At 41.5% G+C, this 20,694-nt stretch carries 18 protein-coding genes; 8 read left to right on the top strand and 10 right to left on the bottom strand.

The features are described 5' to 3' along the window. Positions 1 to 26: 26 nt before the first annotated feature. The 4 genes from cruF to HC246_RS15265 form a co-directional block, all read right to left on the bottom strand. Positions 27 to 1,019: a gamma-carotene 1'-hydroxylase CruF gene (gene cruF / locus HC246_RS15280; RefSeq protein WP_318655945.1), complete on the bottom strand. Its 993-nt coding sequence runs from the start codon at positions 1,017 to 1,019 to the stop codon at positions 27 to 29. Between the two features lie 141 nt (positions 1,020 to 1,160). After that, positions 1,161 to 1,670, bottom strand: coding sequence for a tetratricopeptide repeat protein (locus tag HC246_RS15275; protein WP_169364137.1), 510 nt, complete (start codon positions 1,668 to 1,670; stop codon positions 1,161 to 1,163). A gap of 319 nt (positions 1,671 to 1,989) precedes the next feature. After that, a complete protein-coding gene (gene mutT, locus HC246_RS15270; protein WP_169364136.1) occupies positions 1,990 to 2,409 on the bottom strand; it encodes an 8-oxo-dGTP diphosphatase MutT in 420 nt (139 codons plus the stop codon). Further along, positions 2,402 to 3,409: a cysteine synthase A gene (locus HC246_RS15265; RefSeq protein ID WP_169364135.1), complete on the bottom strand. Its 1,008-nt coding sequence runs from the start codon at positions 3,407 to 3,409 to the stop codon at positions 2,402 to 2,404. The genes mutT and HC246_RS15265 overlap by 8 nt, the downstream gene beginning before the upstream one ends. A gap of 218 nt (positions 3,410 to 3,627) precedes the next feature. On the opposite strand from HC246_RS15265, the gene HC246_RS15260 reads away from it, so the two are divergent. Together HC246_RS15260 and HC246_RS15255 are read left to right on the top strand one after the other, a co-directional pair. Continuing rightward, the gene (locus HC246_RS15260; RefSeq protein WP_169364134.1) at positions 3,628 to 4,080 is read left to right on the top strand and encodes a universal stress protein; all 453 of its coding nucleotides are present in this window, start codon (positions 3,628 to 3,630) and stop codon (positions 4,078 to 4,080) included. A 22-nt stretch (positions 4,081 to 4,102) separates the two neighbouring features. After that, entirely contained in the window at positions 4,103 to 4,396 is a 294-nt protein-coding gene (locus HC246_RS15255; RefSeq protein WP_169364133.1) for a (2Fe-2S) ferredoxin domain-containing protein, read from the top strand. Between the two features lie 143 nt (positions 4,397 to 4,539). On the opposite strand, the gene hepC is transcribed toward HC246_RS15255, so the two are convergent. From hepC to HC246_RS15240, 3 genes are all read right to left on the bottom strand, one after another. Next, positions 4,540 to 5,469, bottom strand: a complete 930-nt coding sequence (gene hepC / locus HC246_RS15250; RefSeq protein ID WP_169364132.1) for a heterocyst development glycosyltransferase HepC — start codon at positions 5,467 to 5,469, stop codon at positions 4,540 to 4,542. Positions 5,470 to 6,088: 619 nt separating this feature from the next. Further along, entirely contained in the window at positions 6,089 to 8,296 is a 2,208-nt protein-coding gene (locus HC246_RS15245) for a GumC family protein (protein ID WP_169364131.1), read from the bottom strand. Positions 8,297 to 8,361: 65 nt separating this feature from the next. Then, positions 8,362 to 9,492, bottom strand: a complete 1,131-nt coding sequence (locus HC246_RS15240) for a glycosyltransferase (RefSeq protein ID WP_169364130.1) — start codon at positions 9,490 to 9,492, stop codon at positions 8,362 to 8,364. A gap of 458 nt (positions 9,493 to 9,950) precedes the next feature. Between HC246_RS15240 and HC246_RS15235 the strand changes: the two genes are divergently transcribed. Next, positions 9,951 to 13,679: a WD40 repeat domain-containing protein gene (locus tag HC246_RS15235; protein ID WP_169364129.1), complete on the top strand. Its 3,729-nt coding sequence runs from the start codon at positions 9,951 to 9,953 to the stop codon at positions 13,677 to 13,679. Between the two features lie 128 nt (positions 13,680 to 13,807). On the opposite strand, the gene HC246_RS15230 is transcribed toward HC246_RS15235, so the two are convergent. Further along, entirely contained in the window at positions 13,808 to 14,947 is a 1,140-nt protein-coding gene (locus tag HC246_RS15230) for a glycosyltransferase family 4 protein (RefSeq protein ID WP_169364128.1), read from the bottom strand. Positions 14,948 to 15,059: 112 nt separating this feature from the next. Then, complete coding sequence (locus HC246_RS15225) at positions 15,060 to 15,710, bottom strand: hypothetical protein (protein ID WP_169364127.1); 651 nt, start codon at positions 15,708 to 15,710, stop codon at positions 15,060 to 15,062. Positions 15,711 to 16,423: 713 nt separating this feature from the next. Between HC246_RS15225 and HC246_RS15220 the strand changes: the two genes are divergently transcribed. The 5 genes from HC246_RS15220 (at position 16,424) to galE (ending at position 20,313) form a co-directional block, all read left to right on the top strand. Continuing rightward, the gene (locus tag HC246_RS15220; RefSeq protein ID WP_169364126.1) at positions 16,424 to 16,642 is read left to right on the top strand and encodes an indolepyruvate ferredoxin oxidoreductase subunit alpha; all 219 of its coding nucleotides are present in this window, start codon (positions 16,424 to 16,426) and stop codon (positions 16,640 to 16,642) included. Positions 16,643 to 17,084: 442 nt separating this feature from the next. Continuing rightward, entirely contained in the window at positions 17,085 to 17,546 is a 462-nt protein-coding gene (rimP, locus tag HC246_RS15215; RefSeq protein ID WP_169364125.1) for a ribosome maturation factor RimP, read from the top strand. A 30-nt stretch (positions 17,547 to 17,576) separates the two neighbouring features. Continuing rightward, positions 17,577 to 18,821, top strand: coding sequence for a transcription termination factor NusA (gene nusA, locus HC246_RS15210; RefSeq protein ID WP_169364124.1), 1,245 nt, complete (start codon positions 17,577 to 17,579; stop codon positions 18,819 to 18,821). Positions 18,822 to 18,850: 29 nt separating this feature from the next. Beyond that, on the top strand, positions 18,851 to 19,177 hold the full coding sequence (locus tag HC246_RS15205) for a YlxR family protein (protein ID WP_211167718.1): 327 nt from the start codon (positions 18,851 to 18,853) through the stop codon (positions 19,175 to 19,177). A 146-nt stretch (positions 19,178 to 19,323) separates the two neighbouring features. Next, entirely contained in the window at positions 19,324 to 20,313 is a 990-nt protein-coding gene (gene galE, locus HC246_RS15200; protein WP_169364123.1) for a UDP-glucose 4-epimerase GalE, read from the top strand. Between the two features lie 34 nt (positions 20,314 to 20,347). Here galE and HC246_RS15195 read toward each other — a convergent pair whose 3' ends face one another. Further along, the gene (locus HC246_RS15195) at positions 20,348 to 20,632 is read right to left on the bottom strand and encodes a 4a-hydroxytetrahydrobiopterin dehydratase (RefSeq protein WP_169364122.1); all 285 of its coding nucleotides are present in this window, start codon (positions 20,630 to 20,632) and stop codon (positions 20,348 to 20,350) included. Positions 20,633 to 20,694 lie beyond the last annotated feature (62 nt).

Genomic DNA, 20,694 nt, shown 5'->3' with positions numbered 1-20,694 from the left:
GCCTCCCTTTTTTATTTGATGGAAATCTAACGAGTAGCAATCGTTTCTACTGGAGCAGCATCCACTGTGACTACAGGAATGTTGATCGAAGGATTAGCGATCGCTGCATCTTCATCTCCCTTAGGTGTGGTGAAATAAAGTACAGCTAGGGGCAATGCTCCAACTAAAATGCCTAGTAATGCTGGTACATAGAATCCTGCATTAAAGCTAAGGATCAGTGCAAAGGCAAAGTTACCTGCATAGATAATGGTAGGAAATAGGATTTGCTGACGATTAAGGATTGCTTGATTTGTCTTGCCCCAAATGAGCGAAGCAACTGTCATAAACAATGTCCCAGTACCAAACCAGCCAAAGAAATTTTGGTAAGGCATTCCATAAAATTCACCTGCTTGATGCCATTCCCAGAAAGGATATGGAGTTTGGCTCATCGCGGGATCAAGCACAAAGTCCCATGATGTAAGCATTAATGCGCCAAGGGCGATCGCGCCAATTCTGTAACCCCATCCTGTACCAAAGCGCATAATTGTTGCGGCAATCAGGAAGGCAGAAAACCCCATGTAAAACCAAGAGAGGGGAATCGTAAATGGAACTAATCCTGCAATTTTGTAGCCTAAACCACTGAGGTAAGAATAAGCACCAAAGGGAAAACCTGTGCTAGTGCCAAGTAATTCGCTACTGACAGAAATCCCGATCGCAGGGATGCAGAATGCAAGGGTACGCTTTAGACCGATAGTTTGCTTACCGTACAGAAAGGCGGCGATCGCCCCAAAAATCATGTAGGATGCGCCGCCATTTTGCATTCCCCATGAAAAGACCTGCAAACCAGCCTCAGATAAGCTTTCAATAAAGGAGCTATTGGGCAGTACAAAAACTAGACCAAATAGCCCAAATAACATCGAAACTAGGTGCATCCCTAAATTAAACCATTGTGCGGAGATCGCTCGCCTCATCACGCCATGTACTCCCAGAAATAGTTGAAATTTACTTGTTAGTAATCTCAGGGTTATTAGGCATGGCACTTTGCTCTGCCCCAAAATAATCCCTAGAGTTTAAACTTTGCTTTAATTAACTTAACAAAAGTATAGGCTAGCATACCATTCATTTTTGAGTTTGATGTTTGAGGCACTGAAACCGAGAAAGGATCACTGCTAAGTTTTTTGTTATTTCAATGCCCAGAACAATAAAAACGCTACAGTAACAGTGATCGCAAACCATAAAAAGCTATCGTCATTACTAGTATTAGGTCTTTCTAGGGGAACCTCACGGAATGGCTTTTGATTAGCACCACCTAGCCCTTTGCTTCTCGCGGGTTTAGATTGATAGCTATCAGGAGATTCCAAGATCGGAACTTCGGAGACAACACCTTTCAGTTTACTCAAGGGGATCGCGGTGAAAATTCCCAACATATAGCGAGCTGATTTGCGAATGCTATTAATGGGATGTTTTTTTAAACTACGACATATGGCGATCGCCTCTTCAGTACGACCATTCGCATCATAGGCATTGGCTAGCCAGATTAGAATGTCACCACCTAAATTAGTTTCTACAATTGCTAGCGCACGGGCACGCTCTAGCAGGGCGATCGATTGTTGGTAGTTGCCCCTCTCAAAGCTATTTACCCCTTTTTGGTATAGTTCTGATGCTAGTTGATCGGCACTGATTTCTTCCATCAGTAAATTTTTGCCTCCATATTTTCGAGATTTACCATATCTTCCCTATCCTAAAGAAACATCTCAAAAGTTACAACAATTTCAGGTCTGGTTAAGACTCTTGCGGATAAAAAATGTCCCATCAAAGTTATCTAGCTTCGACTTCGCTCAGCTAACGTTGGCTGAGCGGAGTCGAAGCTAGCGGATTCAAAGCTACAGGTACTTTAATTAATAGCAAGTCCCCAAGCTTGTAATTTTTATGATCCCAGAGACAAAAGCCTTGCATAGCAAGGCTTTTGTCTCTGGGATTTGATATAGGGTTTGCTACGCAAACCCTATATCAAATCTTGTTCCTTAAAGCTTGAACAATTTGGTAGTTAGCGGCGGGTAATTGGTAGCTATCTAAATCATCAACTGTTACCCATAGAATTTCAGAACAGGCGATCGCTTGTGGTTCACCTGAGATATGTCGGCAATGATGCACGATTAAACTAACTTTCAAGGTTTCGTATTCGTGATCGATAGTAATTAAGTGATCGCCAACCTCCACCTCGATCGCTAGCTCCTCTTGTACCTCTCGCTTAATGCAGGCTGCCACATCCTCATCTGGCTCAATCTTACCTCCAGGAAATTCCCAATATCCCGCTAGTTCACCCTCAGGTAAACGGCGATCAATTAGAATACGCTGGCGATCGCGATCCCAGACCACACCAACTCCAATGCGTCGATACTTTTTGGGCGGTATAGCAACATTAGTCATCAATAAACTCCAAGCCCTTAGCCACAGGGGTTAAACCTTTTTCTGCTAACCATTCAGGGTTATACATTCGGCTTTGATATCTGCCACCACCATCACAGAGAATGGTGGCGATCGTATGCCCTTTGCCTAATTTCCGAGCCAGTTTAACCGCACCAACCACATTCAGGGCTGCCGAGCTACCAACAAATAAACCATCATGTTTGAGCAAATACTGCGCCATCTCAATTACCTGCTGATCAGTTCCTTGAAAAGCACCATCTAATCTAGCGCGATTAAAATTAGCCGTCGCTCGATTAATGCCAATTCCTTCAGTAATTGAATTACCCTCAGCCTTAAATTCACCTGTGGTGAGATAGCTATACAAACCCGAACCTGTAGGGTCAATCAGATAGGTCGAGATCTGCGGATTTTGTTCTTTGAGATAAGCCGTAACACCACCAATAGTGCCACCAGTACCAGACGACATCACAATGCCATCAAGTTCTCCATCCGTTTGTTTCCAAATTTCAGGGGCGGTTGTGTGATAGTGAGCATCAGAGTTAGATATATTTTCAAACTGATTTGCCCAAAAAGCATTTTCAATTTCTTCAGCTCGTCTTCGAGCCACATGATAGTAATTATCAGAACTGGTAAAAGGTGCAGGTGTAGCTAGTTCCACCTCCGCACCCAGAGTTCTCAGCAAATCAATTTTTTCCTGTGATTGATTGCTAGGCATAACGATCACACTGCGATATCCACGGGCATTCGCAACTAGAGATAGCCCAATACCAGTATTACCTGCTGTACCTTCTACAATCGTGCCACCTGCCTTCAGAAGCCCTGCTTTTTCAGCTTCTAACACCATAAACAAAGCTGCCCGATCCTTAACACTCCCACCAGGGTTGAGAAATTCTGCCTTACCTAAAATCGTGCAGCCAGTTGCTGCTGATAGAGACTCAATTTCAATCAGGGGAGTATTACCCACAGAATTTGCAAAGCCAATCCGAATATCTCTTGTCATGGAATATTAAAAGAAATGAACTACAGCAAAGATTTACAACTTGTTGATCAATATCAGTATATTTGGGTCTGTAATTAGTTATATAGATATTCGCAAATTTGCATTTTCTCAGTTTATTTCGACTAACCGTCATTTATTGCCAATAAACGAACGAAACTAACTGAATCCAGAAAAAGTGCATTACAGACAAATATCATCTCTAACATCAAAATAAACATATGAAATTCTTAGTCGCCATTGATGGCTCTCAAGCTGGCGAACATGCTCTTGACAAAGCCCTAGCTCTCGCCGCACCGCTCAAAGCCGAAATTGTTTTGTTGACTGTCGTTGAGCCTCTCAGCAGCTATGTCCCTGAAGTGATGTTACCTACAGGCGATTGGGTTGGCTGGCGAGGACTACCTGATGTGGAGCTTGAGCGCAAAATCTTGAGTGCAGGACAAGCCTTATTACAAAAGGCTCAGGATACCTGTCAGTCCGCACAACTAGAAAGTCGTACTAGACTAGAAACAGGTCAGCCCCGTGACGTAATCTGTTACGTGGCAAAAGAGGAAAGCCCAGATTTATTAGTACTTGGATCAAGGGGATTGGGTTCAATTGAACGGTTGATGCTGGGTAGTGTCAGTGACTATGTAGTGCATCATTGTGTCTCTCCTGTTCTCATCGTGCGCTAGGATCTAGTGAAAAATTGCGATCGTGGATAGTCCACCTAAACGTCAAGTACTTGTATGCCAATACCGCACCTGCTTGAAAGATGGTGCTCAAAAGGTCTTGGCAACATTTCAACAAGAGCCAATTCCTAATGTAACCATCAAAGCTTCTGGGTGTTTAGGTCTATGTGGATCTGGACCAATGGTTGTTGTTTTACCAGACAATGTATATTACTGGCACATTAACCCCAAAAAAGCACAGGCAATTATCACCACACATTTACTTGGCAATACGCAAATACAATCAATCATGCATCCAAGATTGCATCCAAACAAATAGAGGCAGCGCTAAGCGCTGCCTCTATTTGTTTGATTAGAGAAAAGCCTATGCATATACATAGGCAAACCTTTGACTGACGAATGACGAATACAAACTTAGGAATAAGCTTCCTGAATTACTAAGAAGCTAGATATCACCAAATCCTAAAAAGCGCCAAATCCAGATAATACTTTGGGTACGGTCATCAACAAAATCTTTAAGTCTGACCATAGACTCCAGTTGCGAAGATAGCTGAGATCACATTCGGTAACTGCATCTAGGTCAAGCATGGTAGAACGAGCGCTTACTTGCCAAGCCCCTGTTACGCCAGGTAAAGATTGCAATCTTCTCTTACCATTACCATTAATGCGTAAAGCGTCATACAAAGCCCAAGGACGAGGACCAACTAGACTCATTTCACCACGTAAAACATTAAAAAGTTGAGGTAGTTCATCAAGGCTATATTTACGCATCCAGCGACCGACGGGAGTAATACGAGGATCATCTTCGCATTTATGCAAGCCTGTCTGACCTGTCATGACTAAATGATGCAATTTGTCAGCATCTGTAATCATGGTGCGGAATTTAATGATCCGAAATAGTCTTCCTTGCTCACCCACACGCCATTGATGAAAGAACACAGAACCGCTAGAGGTGCTAGCGATAATTGCTCCTAGTGATAGCATGACTGGGCTAAGAATCATCAGAATTACCAAAGCCGCAAGCCAGTCAATGATTCGCTTCACATTCCATGCGATCGCCTTATTGTTTTGGGGCAATTCATCTGCGTGAGGAAGTGCTAGTAATACAGTCTTATCAGATCTTTGGCAAACATCAGCCAAGTTTCGCAGTCTTGCTTCGCCAATTTCAGGCTTGGCATAAACCAAATTCACATCACGCTTGTTTGTATTTTGGGCAACGAGATTAAATTGAGTAATTGGTAAGACAAGCTTCTTGAGGTTGTTATTAAAAACTGAATTCATGAAAGCTCTTCCTTCCTTAACTCGAATTTTTAAGTTAGCCAGCAAAGTAGTTTCTTTCACACCTTCTGAAACTTGAAATACCTGAAGCTTATTTGTAACAAGACCAATCATGTCCTTCCTCTCAATTAACCTTATGTCTCGTAAATGCAGATATTGATTTGAATTGTCTTGACAACGAAATAAACTTAAAAACTTAATCCATAAACTTGTGATTTAAATGAAGTAGAGTTCCAGTAATTTAGTAGGAGTCATACAGGAACTCTATATCAATTGCACTTTACAAGTAGGAACTCACTAGATAGGGCTAAGTAAGGTTCTTGCTTGACAAAAGTGCAACTATACATAATCAAAATGAACTTAACTTAGGTGTAGTACGTTTTGACTTAAGTATTAGCTTTTACTGAATATACTTATCTCTCGATTCCCCGCGCATAGCAACCACTATAAGTTACTAAAAGGTCATACCTAAAGTTATAGAAAAGTTATATAGAAAAGTTATATTTACTCTCAAGGAGCAATGTAAGTAGCTAGGTGTAATCCGTCAAAAGCTTACTTTGCTTCCATTACAGGATTTTGGGCTAGTTTTTAACTTCAGTTCGAGCTAAACTTGCAAATTTTACTATTCCAGAAACAAAAGCCCTGCTAAGCAGGGCTTTTGTTTCTGGAATTTGAGAGAGGGTGTGCTACGCACGCCCTCTCTCAAAGAACGTTTTAAATTATCCTAATTGCATTATTCCTCTTCGTCGTCATCTTCATCTATCTCTTCATCATCAACTGCTACAGATTTATAGCTATGGGGCAGTTCCTTGACTCCATTAGCAATTACTCCAATCAGGTTAAGTTTTTGGAGGATTGAGATAGCTTGAGAAAATTCACCACGAGTAATGCGATCGATTCGAGCAACGGCAACGACTCCGCCACAGCAAGAAGCAATTTGCATCGTATCAACAGTTCCTAGGATTGGCGGTGAGTCAATAATTACAAGGTCATAGTCTTGCTCAAAACTCTCCATCAACTTATGCATCCATTCAGAACTTAATAGAGTCACAGAGTCACTAGGAATGGGACCAGATGTGAGAATGTCGATAGTAGTGCTAGAAGATTGAATCACATCGCGGCTAACTACATTACCCTTACTAGCTAATAACGTCGATAGTCCTCTTTCGTTGGGCAGGTTTAGTTTTTTATGTAGAGTTGGCGATCGCATATCAGCATCAATAAGTAATACCCGTTGATGTAGTCTTGCCGCACTGGTTGCAATGCCAAGGGCGATCGTTGATTTACCTTCATTCGGTAATGCTGAGGTAATCACTAGCGATCGCACAGCATTTTCCTGAGAATAAATATTTAACTGAATATTTTTATAAATTAGATCCAAAGACTCTCGAAAGGGCAACCACTGAATAATCTCAATTGCCAGTGGAGAAACTGATTGTCCTTTGAGAAATTGAGGTAGAAAGTTAGAGCTTGATGCATCCTGTAGGTACTGCGGAGTCATACCTAGGAGAAACAGAGAAGATATTTGTTGCTCCAGTTCATCATAAGTATGGACAGTATCATCTTGCATATCTCTAACGAAGGCGGCTACACCACCAATAAATAAACCCGCGACTATCCCTAGTAATAAATTTCTGCGTAAAGTCTCCGTGGCATCTGTAAATCCTAGAGTAGGTTCCTCGACAACTTGCCAATCAAAACCACCACGAGCAATTTCTAGACTGAGTTCTTGCCGATTTTTAAGTAATGTTTGTAAAGTATCCTGTTGAATTTGGAGCTTTGGCTTTAATGACTCATATTCACCTAGTAACTTAGGTAATCGATTCATTTCAGCACGCAACAACTTTTCCTGATTTGCTAGAGAATTAAGGCGTGATTGTAAGAGTGTAAGTTGAGTCTGCGTTTCAACGATTTGTGATGCTAGGGTTAGATCAATTCCGCTAAGTTGATCCCCATTCCATTTAGAAGAAGAGGCTAAATTTGCATTCCCTAAGATACTTTTGCGCTCTTCTTCAAGGCTTGCTTGCTGTTGATTAAATCTTAATTTTAGAGCTTCAACAATGGGATTATCATCTTTAAATCTTGCTTTTTCACGATTAAGTGCAACTTCCGTATTTTGCATTTCCGACACTAGGGATTGATAGCGCTGTGACTGATTGAGACGGGTGAGTAATACAGCATCTTGTGGTGATAAATTTAGCTTTTGTTGCAGAGATGCTAATCGAGTATTTGCTTGTTCATATTCTAATTTAGTATTGCGCTGCTGTTGTTCAATGCCACTTAAAGCTGATGTGATTTCGGTTACTCTTTGGTTAGCATCAAATAAATTATTTCTACGACGAAATTCTTGGAGTGATTCAGTTACATCAGCAATACTTTTGCGTACTTTCTCAACTTGATCATCAATACCCGCCAACCCCTTTTGTAATCGTTTTTCCTGTTGTTCACGGTTGTAATCCGTATAAACTTTTTGAAAAGCTCTTAAAACTTGGCGAGTTTTAACTGGATCTTTAGATGTATATTGCACTTCGACAATCTTTGTTGGGGCTTCTTTCCCACCTAACATTCCAATTTTTAATGACTGCAAATCATTAACACTAATATCGGGATATTCCGTAGCTAATAAATTTGCTGCTTTCTGAAACATTGAAGAGCTTTGTAGCAAATTTAGTTGGGTTGCATAGTCAATTTGGACATTAGAGTCAATAAATGCCGATGATGACGATGAGTTGGATTTATAGGTTGATTCAACTAATAATCGCATTGAGCTAGTGTACTTAGGCTTAGCAACAATATTTACAACGACAGCAATTACTAATCCTAGAGTTAAGCCACCTAAAAGCCAAAAACGCCTACGCACCAGAACCGCAAAAATCTTTCCATATCCTGGATCTTGTTCAACGATAACTGGCTTATTTGACTGAACAGTGGCTATATTCATTGTTGTAACCTCAAGATGTTTATGATAATAGCTGATTCACATTAGCTTCAGATTAGTTGACCTATTTAGACTGATTTATTAGCTGTTTGATTAATCTCTTTGATGATTTCTGTGCTACCAAAGATTTCCCCTATTTTCTGTTCTACTTTTTGGAAGAAAACGGATTCGGAGAAATTAGCGATCGCATGGTCACGGATTTTCGCATAATTCCAATCCATTTCTTTGGCTTTAATGACCGCATTGATTAAGGACTCAGCATTTTGCTGCTCAAATAGAAACCCTGTTAGTCCATGAATTTGGGTATCCATTACTCCCCCAGCACCATAGGCAATCACAGGTGTTCCACTAGCATTAGCTTCGATGGGCACAAGTCCATAATCTTCTAAAGCTGCTACGATCACAAACCTTGCCTTTGTCATCAAATTACAGCGTTCTAAATCACTAACTTGTCCCAAGAATTTAATATTGTCATGGGCTTGAGCTTGTAACTGCTTCATTTTGGGACCATCACCTGTAATCAGTAAAGGTAAGCCTAAAAAGTTAAAGGCTTCAACAATGATATCGAGTCGCTTGTAGCTGATATGTCGTGAACAGACTAGAGAATAATCACTTTTTTGATCTGAGAAGGTAAAACGGTGATCGGCGATCGGATAGTTAATAACAATAGCTTCTTTTTTATATACGTCACGGATACGTTGAGCAACCGTTGTGGAATTAGCAATGTAATAGTCAGGAGATTGAGCATAAACAAAATCCTGACGACGCATGATTTTAAAAACCAGTTCAATTAACGGTTGTAGCAGGCTATAGGCTCCATATTCCCTCAAGTAAGTGTTGGTGTCCCATAAAAATCTAGTGATGTTATGACAAAAGCAAATGTGAATTGCATCGGCTCGTTTTTGCACCCCCTTAGCAAAACTCGAACTGCTACTGATAATTAAGTCATATTCCTTAAGATTTAATGATCGAAAGGCTGCATAATAAAAAGGTGCAAATAAACGGAAGTATTTTCGAGTTGCAGGAATATTTTGTAAAAATGTAGTATTGACTTGGCGATCGCCTAAATCAATTGTGGTTTTGGGGTCATATATGGATGTATAGACATCAGCAGTTGGAAAATAATTGCATAATTGTTCAAATACCCTTTCAGCGCCACCTCGTTGCGTAAGATAATCGTGAACTAAAGCAATTTTCATAATTTCCAACTAAAAAACGGTATCAATATAACCATGCATATCTCTAACAAAATCAAATTTTTTTATAAAAGTATTACCAGCTAATGCTTTTATAAAATTTGGATTATCCTCGGTTAAAGGACTTCTTTGTTTGATTTTTGTTGCCAATTTGCAAGAAGTACGGAAGTTGAGAGTAAAAACACGCTGGTTTAGGAAGTATACATATGTACGTGGATGGAGCAACTCCTACAGATAGTTAGAATAAGTATTAAACTAATATATTTATTCTAGTTTCAGTAAATTGTTGCTTTTTGACGAAAAACCATAGATATAGAGCTTACTTGATTCTGATAGGGCTGACTAGAGGCAAAAATAACAAAAATCAAAACTCACAACAAAATACCACGAAGCGTAAAACATCTTAGAATGACAAGAGTAAGGTTATATAAAAGTTATATTTACATAATTAAGGCGTATACATGACGGCTGATGAAGCGGTAACATTTATAGAGTTGTCGTTAGAAGAGCGCAGTCTAACTCGTGTTGAGCAGGCTGTTTTTCTGGGAGTATGGCAAGGTTTATCCTATTCAGAGATTGCGAAACAAACTGGATATGATGCGGGCTATATCAAGTTAGTAAGCCATAAGCTTTGGCACTTGTTAACGGAAACCTTTGGCGAAAAAGTGACTAAAAGCACGGTACAAAACGTCATTCGTCGCCAGATGCAAGGTAAAAAGTCCGATGTAAATACAACTATCCCTAACTTAAATAATCAGACAGGTAGCCACCAAGACTGGGGTGAAGTAGTTGATGTAACTTTTTTCTACGGTCGATCGCCTGAGCTAAATACTTTAGAACAGTGGGTCGATCGTGATCGTTGTCGGTTAGTTGCCATTTTAGGGATGGGGGGATTAGGTAAAACGACTTTATCGGTCAAGCTTGCCCAACAATTGCAGGATAAGTTTGACTTTGTAGTTTGGCGATCGCTTAATAATGCCAAAACGCCCAGCGAAATGCTGGCGACAATTATTCATTTCCTCTCCCAACAGCGCGAGACCCCTGAAACCAGCGATCCCAATGCGCTCATCTCTCGACTATTGGAATATTTACAGCGCTATCGCTGCTTATTAGTACTAGATAACTTTGAGTCAGTTTTAAAGGACGAAGCCCAAACTGGCGCATATCGTAAGGATTATGAAGGTTACGGTTCTCTATTACGCAGGGTGGGAGAGGTCTCGCATCGTAGTTGTCTGGTAATTACTAGCCGTGAAATGCCTGAGGAGGTCGCGACCCTGGAAGGAGACATCCTACCTGTACGGGCTTTGCAGCTCTATGGGCTAGATGAATCCGCAGCCGAGCGTGTTCTTGAGGCGAAGGGTATCAAAGCTATGTCCAGTGATCTGCATCGTTTGGTGCAATGGTATCGTGGTAATCCACTAGCTCTTAAAATTGCTGCTACGTCAATTAAGGATCTTTATTCAGGCAGCATTAATCGGTTTTTAGAACAAAAAAGCATTATTTTTAGTGGCATTAGTAATCTCATTGAGCAGCAGTATCAGAGACTCACTGCCTATGAAAAACAAATTATGCTGTGGCTCGCCATTAATCGTGAACCAGTCCAGCCTAGTGAATTACGTTCGGATATTGTGCCAACAATTGAACAGAACTACTTGATGATGTCTTTGCGATCGCTCAAGCGGCGATCATTAGTTGAGCATACAGCAGCAGGCTTTACACAGCAGCCTGTGGTCATGGAATTTGTTACCAACCTATTAATTGAGCAAATTTACCAAGAAATTACCCAAGAGCATCCCCTCGGAATTTTGCCTAGTATCCAATCAAAGCTCAATCGTCAGCTTTTCTATTTACGCCACTATGCATTGATCAAGGCAACATCCAAAGATTATGTCCGCCAAAGTCAGATTCGCCTCATTTTAGAACCCTTGGTCACAAGACTATTGGGGAGACTGGGTAGCAAGCAAATGGTTGCAAAAGAACTATTTCAAACCCTTTCTGAGTTAAGGCGACGCGAACTGCGCCCCGAAGGTGAACTCAAGTCAACCTTTGGCTATGGTGGGGGCAATATTATTAATTTGTTATGCAATCTTGGCGTTGATCTCACGGGTACTGATTTTTCCTATCTCGCGATTCGTCAAGCTTACCTATCAGAAATCAAATTACATCGAGTTAACTTTGCCAAAACTGCACTGATTAAATCGGTGTTTGCCGAAGTAATTGGTGGGGTATTATCGGTAGCCTTTAGTGCTGATGGCAAATTATTAGCGATCGGCGACACCAAAGGTGATATCCATTTATGGCGAGTTAGTGATGGCAAGCCATTGCTGACCTATAAAGGTCATAAGGGCTGGGTAGTTTCTGTATCATTTAATCCTGCGGGAACTATATTAGCCAGCAGCAGCATTGATCAGTCCATCAAACTATGGGATGTATCAACAGGAGATTGTTTAAATACACTCCAAGGTTACATTGGTGCTGTGATGTCGGCTGCTTTTAGTCCTGACGGGACAATTTTGGCTAGTGGTCATGCCGATCGCACTGTGCGACTATGGAATTCGGGCAGATGCATTAAGGTTTTGCAGGGGCACGAGGACATTGTTGAGGCTGTTACTTTTAGTCCCAAGGGAAATTTACTAGCGAGTGGCAGTGATGATGGCACTGTGCGCCTATGGGATCCTGATACAGGAGCATGTTTGCATACTTTAGAAGGACATACAGACATCATTTGGTCGATCGCCTTTAGCCATAATGGCAATGTCTTAGCCAGTGGTAGTGAGGATAAAACGACGCGTCTATGGAATGTCGAAACAGGTGGTTGCGTTAAAACCTTTACAGGGCATACCCATACTGTTTTTGCGGTTAGCTTTAGTCACGATGGTTCGACCTTGGCAACAGGCAGTGGCGATCGCACCATTCGTCTATGGGATCTCAAAACTGCACAATGCTTTAAGACCTTAACTGGACATAATCACTGGGTACGCTCCGTAGCTTTCCATCCTGAACGCCTAGTATTAGCCAGCAGCAGTGGTGATGAGATGGTAAAGCTATGGGAGATTGATACAGGCTTTTGCATCCGTACTTTCCAAGGTCATACTGGGCGATCTTGGTCAGAACTTAGTGATAACCAAGTTTCAGACAATGTTTCTAATGAACATCTCCTCAACCTCTGGGAAGTTTCATCAGGGCAACAGTTTCGAATCTTGCAGGGATATACCAATGCCGTGCGTTCCGTTACTTTCAATCTCGAACAAACGATCCTCGCTAGTGGAGGTGATGACTCAATTGTGCGTCTCTGGGACATCCAATCAGGCACCTGTATTCGTGCGCTCCATGGTCATGCAGGGCATGTTTGGCAAGTTAAGTTTAGCCCTAGTGGTACTCTCCTTGCTAGTTGCGCTGAGGATTGCTCGATTAAACTATGGGATGTTAGCAGTGGTAATTGTTTAGCCACAATCAGTGAGCACCCCGATTTAGCAAGAACCCTAGTATTTAGTCATGATGGGAAATTGCTAGCAACAGGTGAAACGAGCAAGGTAATTAAGCTCAGAGATATTGTCACAGGTGAATGCTTTAAAGTACTCCAAGGACATACATCTGCGATTTTGGCGATCGCCTTTAGTCCCGATGATCGCTATATCGTTAGCAGCAGTCGTGACAAGACTGTCAAAATCTGGGATACCAAGACAGGAGAATGTGTAAAAACTTTTGGCGAACTTCCAGCAAGCGTTTCTAATGTGATCTTCATGCCTTCACAGCCTCAAATCATAGTTGGCTGTGGTGGCACAAGTATTTATCATTGGCATACTGAACAGGAAGATCAAACCATTGAACCAATGGAGCACAACAGTAATGTATTGACCATTGCTGGTTCTCCCAACGGGATGTTTCTCGCAAGTGGGGGAGAAGACTCCCAAATCAGCATCTGGAATCGCGAAAAGGGTGAAGCAATCAATACTTTGGTTGGGCATACTGACACAGTTTATGATGTGACTTTCTCGGCTGATGGCAATCTACTTGCCAGTAGCAGTCGAGATGAAACTGTGAAACTATGGGATATCAAGACAGGTCAATGTATCAGAACCTATCGCGATCCCCGTCCCTACGAAGGGTTAAATATTTACGAAGCTACAGGTTTGACCCCAGCCCAAAAAGCAAAGCTGATTGCCCTAGGTGCGATCGAAGAAAATTAAAAGCCTTGCTAAGCAAGACTTTTAATTTTCGATCAAGCAAACCAGAGGCAAGAAATTTTTTAAAAGTTTGGCAAAGCCAAACTTTTAAAAAATTTCTTGCCTCTGGTTTAGGCGGGAAGCGCAGTGAATTATGATTGAATAACTTGCTCATAAACTGATTTCATTTGTTGAGCAATTACCTGCCAATCGTAGTTTTGCTTGATATAGGTTTGGCAAGCTGCTGCTGTAGGAATTTGCCTTTGTCCTGACAATGCTTCGATAATGCCTTGGGCTAATTGCTCAGAACTACTACCTTCTAAAATCAAGTTGCGATTTAAGGGCTGTAAGATTTCAGGAATACCGCCGATAGGGGTTCCGAGAACAGGTGTTCCCGTTGCCAAAGATTCAATTACAGTTAATCCAAATCCTTCCAACGTGACTGTTGGCACAATGCTCAACTCTGCTGCACGATAGGCGATCGCTAAATCCTGATCACTCACAAACCCCAATAACTGCACATGATCTTCCAGTTGTAATTCCTGAATTTGCGATCGCAATGTTTCTGAGATCGCCCCTTTACCAGCAATCAATAGCAACACATCAGGAAATTGCTGGCGTACTATAGCGATCGCTACGATCAAATTCTCTAACCCCATCCGCTTCACTAATCGCCTGACACAAAGCAGAATCCGCCGATCCTGTCGCCATCCTAATTTTTCCCTAGCTTGGGCGATCGATAAATCCAGATCAAATTCCGTCGTATTGATGCCACCCCCCACAATAAAAATTTTATCTAGCGGCACATGATAAGTTTGATGCAAAATCTGCCGAAATGACTCCGACAAAACAATAAATCCATTTGCCCTTTGATAAACAAGCTTCTCAATTGCCCATTTCCCCCAAACCGATAACCTGCCTGCACCCTCAGCTTGACTTTCTAAAGCCCAAGGTCCATGAAAGTGCATCACTAAAGGTAAATCGCCTAAACAATCTAGGGCAGGAAAAGTATATAGAGCAAAATGTGAGGCAACCAAATCAAATTTAGCGCTTGCTAATGTCTGATGAACAGCTTTACGGAGATTTAGCGATCGCCTCCAAGTCGAACTATCAGGCGGAGCAAATGACCTCACTTTTTGTCCTGAACTAAACCAAACACGCTCAGAACCGACCACTAAACCACTTACTTCAACCCCAACCTGTGGTAAATAGTTCATACAGCCATAATAAACGCGAGCTAAGCCACCTGCTTCTTCTGGGAACCAGCTTGTACCTATCTGTAATGATTGCATATAACTTTATGATATCTATGCAAGAAAGCCGAGGATAGCATAACGTCATCCTCGGCTTTAGTATATTTTTTAGGAGCTTAGAGCAATTCTCTTGTTTGAATTTGTACTAGAACTAAGCAACTGATTGGCTAGCTTCATCAACTTTCTTCTTGTTGCGAAGCGACTTGACTCCGAAGAAAGCACTAGCTAGAGCAATACCAGGAACAATTGCTGGCACTGGCACAGGCTTAGCAAGAACAATAAAGTCATTATGATCAGTATCACCTAGACCAGGACCTCTATCTTCTACGCCAATAGCATAGGTATAACCCGAAGCCCCAAGACTACTAATAGCTTCCTGAAACTTGTGAGAATACTCATCAGGGTCATAGCTAAATAGGAAACCAGTATATGGATTAGTAGCAGAACCAACCCAGAAATGAATATTGTTACCAGATAGGATGTTACTTTCGCCAGGAAACGTTAATCCAAATTGGGCAGTAGGTTGAGTAAAGCTATAATATGAATTCAGTGTTGTAGCAGTAGTAACCACACCTGGACCATTCTCAGAAATCATGGTAGTGGTACTTGAACCTTCTTTGATGAAGAAGTCAGACTGAGCATTACCATAAGAACCAAAGTACTTAAATTCCCATAGTCCACTAAAATCAAAAGTCCCATTAGCTACTTGAATGCTTGCAGCATTAGCAGGTTGTACTAGAGAAGCGACACCTAATAAGCTAGAAGCAACAGCTAAACCAATACCGAACGTAGATAGTTTCATAATTTTGCCATCAATTTAGATAGAGTTAACAAGTGTGCCTTACTTAGCGTAAGAGCTTGAGATGATCTAATTGACGCTGTAGTAATTAGCATGGTTTTACCCAGTACCATCACCACTTAACTTCGTCAAAGTTAAGTTACGTAATTACTAGACAGATAAAGATTTATAGATGCATTTGGACTCAACTAGTAAAAAGTATGGATTTTATCGACTCCATCACCGCTTGAATTCGCCCGATATCAAGCTACATTAATACTAGGCTGACTAGCTAGTAGTAAGCATGGTCTTGTCTGAACCATCACCACTTAGTTTTGTCTTAACTAAGTTGCTTATTGCTAGAGATTGCATATTTCTTTCTCTAAGTAGACCAACTTGCCCTATCTGAGTCACACTTAGAAAACTAACTAACTAAATTTTTTTCATCAATATTTGTTTGGTTTATTTTAAAAAAGATGAAAATATAGTTAGATTAATCGCAGTTGACTTCCTACGGTCTGTCTGCAATGTATGTATAATACACGAAAAAATTTAATACACAACTACTAAATCGCATCTTTCTTCGCCAAAAAGTTATGTTTAGGTTATATCTTGGTTATATACAACCATCTCAAACACCATTTCAAACAATCTAATAATGATTTTGGGCAGAAATCTCTAAACTACTGAAGCGATCGCTATAATTCATTACAGTTTTTGTAAAATTCAGATTGAATATGGCTTATACGATCGCATCAAACATATGTGAAGGTGTAGCAGATTGTGTACCTGCTTGTCCCGTAGCTTGTATCGAACAGGGACAGGGCGCAAATAGTAAAGGCACAATTTGGTTTAAGATTGATGCCTCAATCTGTATCGATTGTGGGGTTTGCTTAGAGGTATGCCCCATCCAAGGAGCAATCTTGCCTGAGGAGCGACCAGAATTAGTGATCTAGGCAGAATGTCGTTTTATGTCGTTTATTTTTCTCGATCTGGGATGGTCGTGATAGTATAAATCTCAGGACTAGTAGGCAAGTAGTCAAAAGTAAGCACTGAATAGTTTAGATATACTTAAAATCTGTTTAAGTATTTTTTCGTCTTTTAGTGTTGTACCTACGGTACGCAAGCTCCGATAGAGAGGAACTCAAATTTTACTTGTTGCATGTTTTACAAGTAGCATCTGAGTCTATATCAGCTAAGACATCGCAATTGTGATGTGCTTAACTGTGATCGGTTATTAGATAAAAGCACTCAAAGAGTGGGCAATTGTCCCACTTTTTTGTTTTTAAGCTAGTTTTCAAGCCTGTTTTTAAGCAGCGCTTTTAAAAGCTTGACGCAAAAACTCTCAACTATATAACTCGCGAAGCCCACACGCTAAGAAGCTCAAATTGTAAATCTATGAGTCATCCTCTAATTCCGCAAATTTTTCAAATTGCTGAAGAAGTTGCCTCTCCCCTTGGGTTGGAGGTTGTTGATGTCGTGCTACATACCAATAAAAACCCTGTAGTGTTGCGGGTCGATATTCGTAATCCTGAGCAAAATACAGGGCTAGACGACTGCGAACGCATGAGCCGTGCACTAGAACCAACCCTTGATGCAATTGATATCATTCCCCATGCCTACGTGTTGGAAATTTCTAGCCCTGGTGCCGAACGTCAGTTACAGGGTGATCGCGAGTTTATTGCTTTCAAGGGCTTTATGGTGACAGTCAGCACGAAAGTTCCCCATGAAGGTAAACAAAGTTGGGTTGGGCATCTGGTCTCTCGAAATGAAACGCAAGTCACGATCAGCATCAAAGGTCGCCTGATCAATATTCCCCGCGAACTTGTTGATCGGGTGGAATTAGCAAAAACAGAATAAAAACTAAATAGAATAAAAGCGAGAAAAATTATGTCATTGTTGAATTTGCCTGGTTTGGGACAGATGGTAGAAGTGATTAGCAAAGAGCGTAATCTCCCCAAACACGCCGTCCAAAATGCCTTACGTGAAGCTTTACTAAAGGGATATGAGCGTTTTCGTAAGACTTATCGCTCCGAGGGAATCACCTTTGAAGAAGAGTATTTTAATAACTTTGATGTAGAGCTGGATATCGAAGGAGAAGGTTTTCGCGTCTTAGCCACGAAGATGATCGTCGATGAAGTTAAAGACGCAGATCATGAAATTGGCTTGTCGGAAGTACGTGAAGTTGCGCCTGAAGCGCAAGCAGGTGGCACGGTGGTCGTTGATGTGACCCCTGAGCAGGGGGACTTTGGACGAATGGCTGCCATCCAAACCAAGCAAGTACTCGCTCAAAAACTACGAGATCAACAACGCAAAATCATTCAAGAGGAATTTCAAGATGTTGAAGGTACTGTCTTGCAAGGTCGAGTCCTTCGTTTTGAAAATACCTCTGTGATCGTTGCTGTCAGTAGCGGATTTGGTCAACCTGAAGTAGAGGCAGAGTTACCTAAGCGTGAGCAACTAGCGGGAGAAAGACCCTATCGTCCGAATATGACGCTGAAGGTTTATCTCAAGAAAGTATTTGAAGGGTCACGTCGTGGTCCTCAACTTTTGGTTTCACGAGCAGATGCAGGCTTAGTAGTCTATTTATTTGCTAATGAAGTACCTGAAATTGAGGAAGAAATTGTACGGATCGTTGCTGTTGCTAGAGAAGCTAACCCCCCATCTCCTGCGGTAGGTCCCCGCACGAAAATTGCTGTAGATACCCTTGAGCGAGATGTTGATCCTGTTGGTGCTTGCATCGGTGCTAGAGGTGCGCGCATTCAAGCTGTTGTATCAGAGTTACGTGGGGAAAAGATTGATGTGATCCGTTGGTCGCCAGATCCTTCAACCTATATCGCTAATTCTCTTAGCCCTGCCCGCATTCATGAAGTGCGTTTGATTAATGCCAATGAAAGAATTGCTCATGTTCTGGTTCCTGAGGATCAGCTTAGTTTGGCGATCGGTAAGGAAGGTCAAAATGTACGTTTGGCTGCGCGATTGACTGGTTGGAAGATTGATATTAAAAATTTGGCAAAATACGATTACGAGGAAGAGGATCGGAAGATTCAAGAAAGTAGTGCAAGGTTTACCGAAAATCTTGAGCCATCTGATCAGGATGAGGAGGAGAATGATTATGCAGATGATCAGGAATAGATAATCAGGAATAACAGAGGTAAACTCGTTTGGCTTTGAAGCTCCACCGCCGTTGTGTTAGTTGCCAATGTATCGCTATGCGAGACAATTTTTGGCGAGTGGTACGTGTACCGATCGCTCAAGCTGACATTCATAGAACAGATGGTAATCCCCAGCAATTTCAAATCCAACTTGATGATGGAATGGGGCGATCAGCCTATTTGTGTAAAAAACTGGAGTGTTTACAAATAGCTCAGAAAAAAAATCGCTTAGGGCGATCGCTCCGTACCCAGATTCCCTCTGAAATTTTCGACATTCTCAAATCACGCTTAAGTTCTACCAATTCACAAAAATATGACAACATTTTTGTGAATTAAAAAACAAGTCTTAGATCTATAGACATATAGGTAATTCAAATAAAAACTAAAGCTTCGACTTCGCTCAGCTAGCTTACACCGACGAGGGCTGAGCGAAGTCGAAGCCCATCTGCAAGTTATTTAAAACAACTATATATAGCCAAGTTATGAGTAAGCAAACAGTCCTCGTTACAGGTGGCGCTGGTTATATCGGCTCCCATGCAGTAAAAGCGCTACAGCAGGAGGGCTATCAGGTTTTGATTTTAGACAATCTTGTCTATGGTCACCAAGATGTCGCCGAAACCCTAGGAGCAGAATTGATTGTTGGTGATACTAATGATCGCGCTTTACTCGACCAGTTATTTCGCGATCGCCAAATTAGCGCAGTTATGCACTTTGCGGCTTATGCCTATGTGGGTGAATCCGTCACTCAACCTGACAAGTATTACCGCAACAATGTAGTTGGGACTTTGACCCTATTGGAAGCAATGGTTGCCGCTAATATCAAAGCTTTTGTGTTTTCTTCCACCTGCGCCACGTACGGCATACCGCAGCAAATACCGATGACTGAAGATCATCCCCAAGCACCGATTAATCCCTATGGGGCAACTAAGTTGATGGTCGAGCGAATTTTGCAGGATTTTGATGTTGCCTATGGCTTAAAGTCAGTAATCTTTCGATATTTTAATGCCGCAGGAGCTGATCCAGATGGCGCGATCGGCGAAGATCACAACCCTGAAACCCACTTGATCCCCTTAGTTTTACAAACGGCTTTGGGCAAGCGTGAGGCAATTACCGTTTATGGGACTGACTATCCCACCGCCGATGGAACCTGCATCCGTGACTATATCCATGTAAATGATCTTGCTGATGCCCATGTGTTGGGCTTGCAATATTTACTCCAAGGCAATAAGAGTGAGATTTTTAACCTTGGTAATGGTAATGGCTTCTCAGTAAAGGAAGTGATCGATACGGCTCAGGAAATTACAGGTAAGTCGATCAATGTAATATTTGGCGATCGCCGTGCAGGTGATCCACCAGCTTTAGTCGGTAGTAGTGAGAAAGCGAGAAATATCTTAAATTGGCAGCCTAAATATGCTGATATTAAGTTGATTTTGCAGCACGCATGGCAATGGCATCAAAAACGCCATGCCTAAATTAAACAAGGCTCGCGTAAAGCGCGAGCCTTGTTTAGAGGAGCTTATCAATTTTTTGGGCTAGTTCAAAATCAAGGGCGCTTATACCATCAGCATCATGGGTTGTGAGATCGATTCTGACCTTGTTATACACATTGAATAGTTCAGGATGATGTCCCATTTTTTCGGCAACGATCGCCACTTTGCTGATAAAGCCAAAAGCTTCAACAAAATTACTAAATTTAAAGTTTTTTTGGAGTTTTTGATCGACCACTGCCCAACCTGCTAATTGAGCGATCGCTGAAGAAATTTCCACTTCAGATAATTTTTGAATAGCCATAGGTTTCACTAGATACAAGAATAAACCTATATTTACACAAAACTAAAAAATAAAGGCGGTAC

The sequence above is a fragment of the Pseudanabaena yagii GIHE-NHR1 genome (assembly GCF_012863495.1).
Classification (GTDB): Bacteria; Cyanobacteriota; Cyanobacteriia; order Pseudanabaenales; family Pseudanabaenaceae; genus Pseudanabaena; species Pseudanabaena yagii.
The sequence above is the reverse complement of the archived record's forward strand: the minus strand, read 5'-3'. Positions and strand labels throughout refer to the sequence as shown.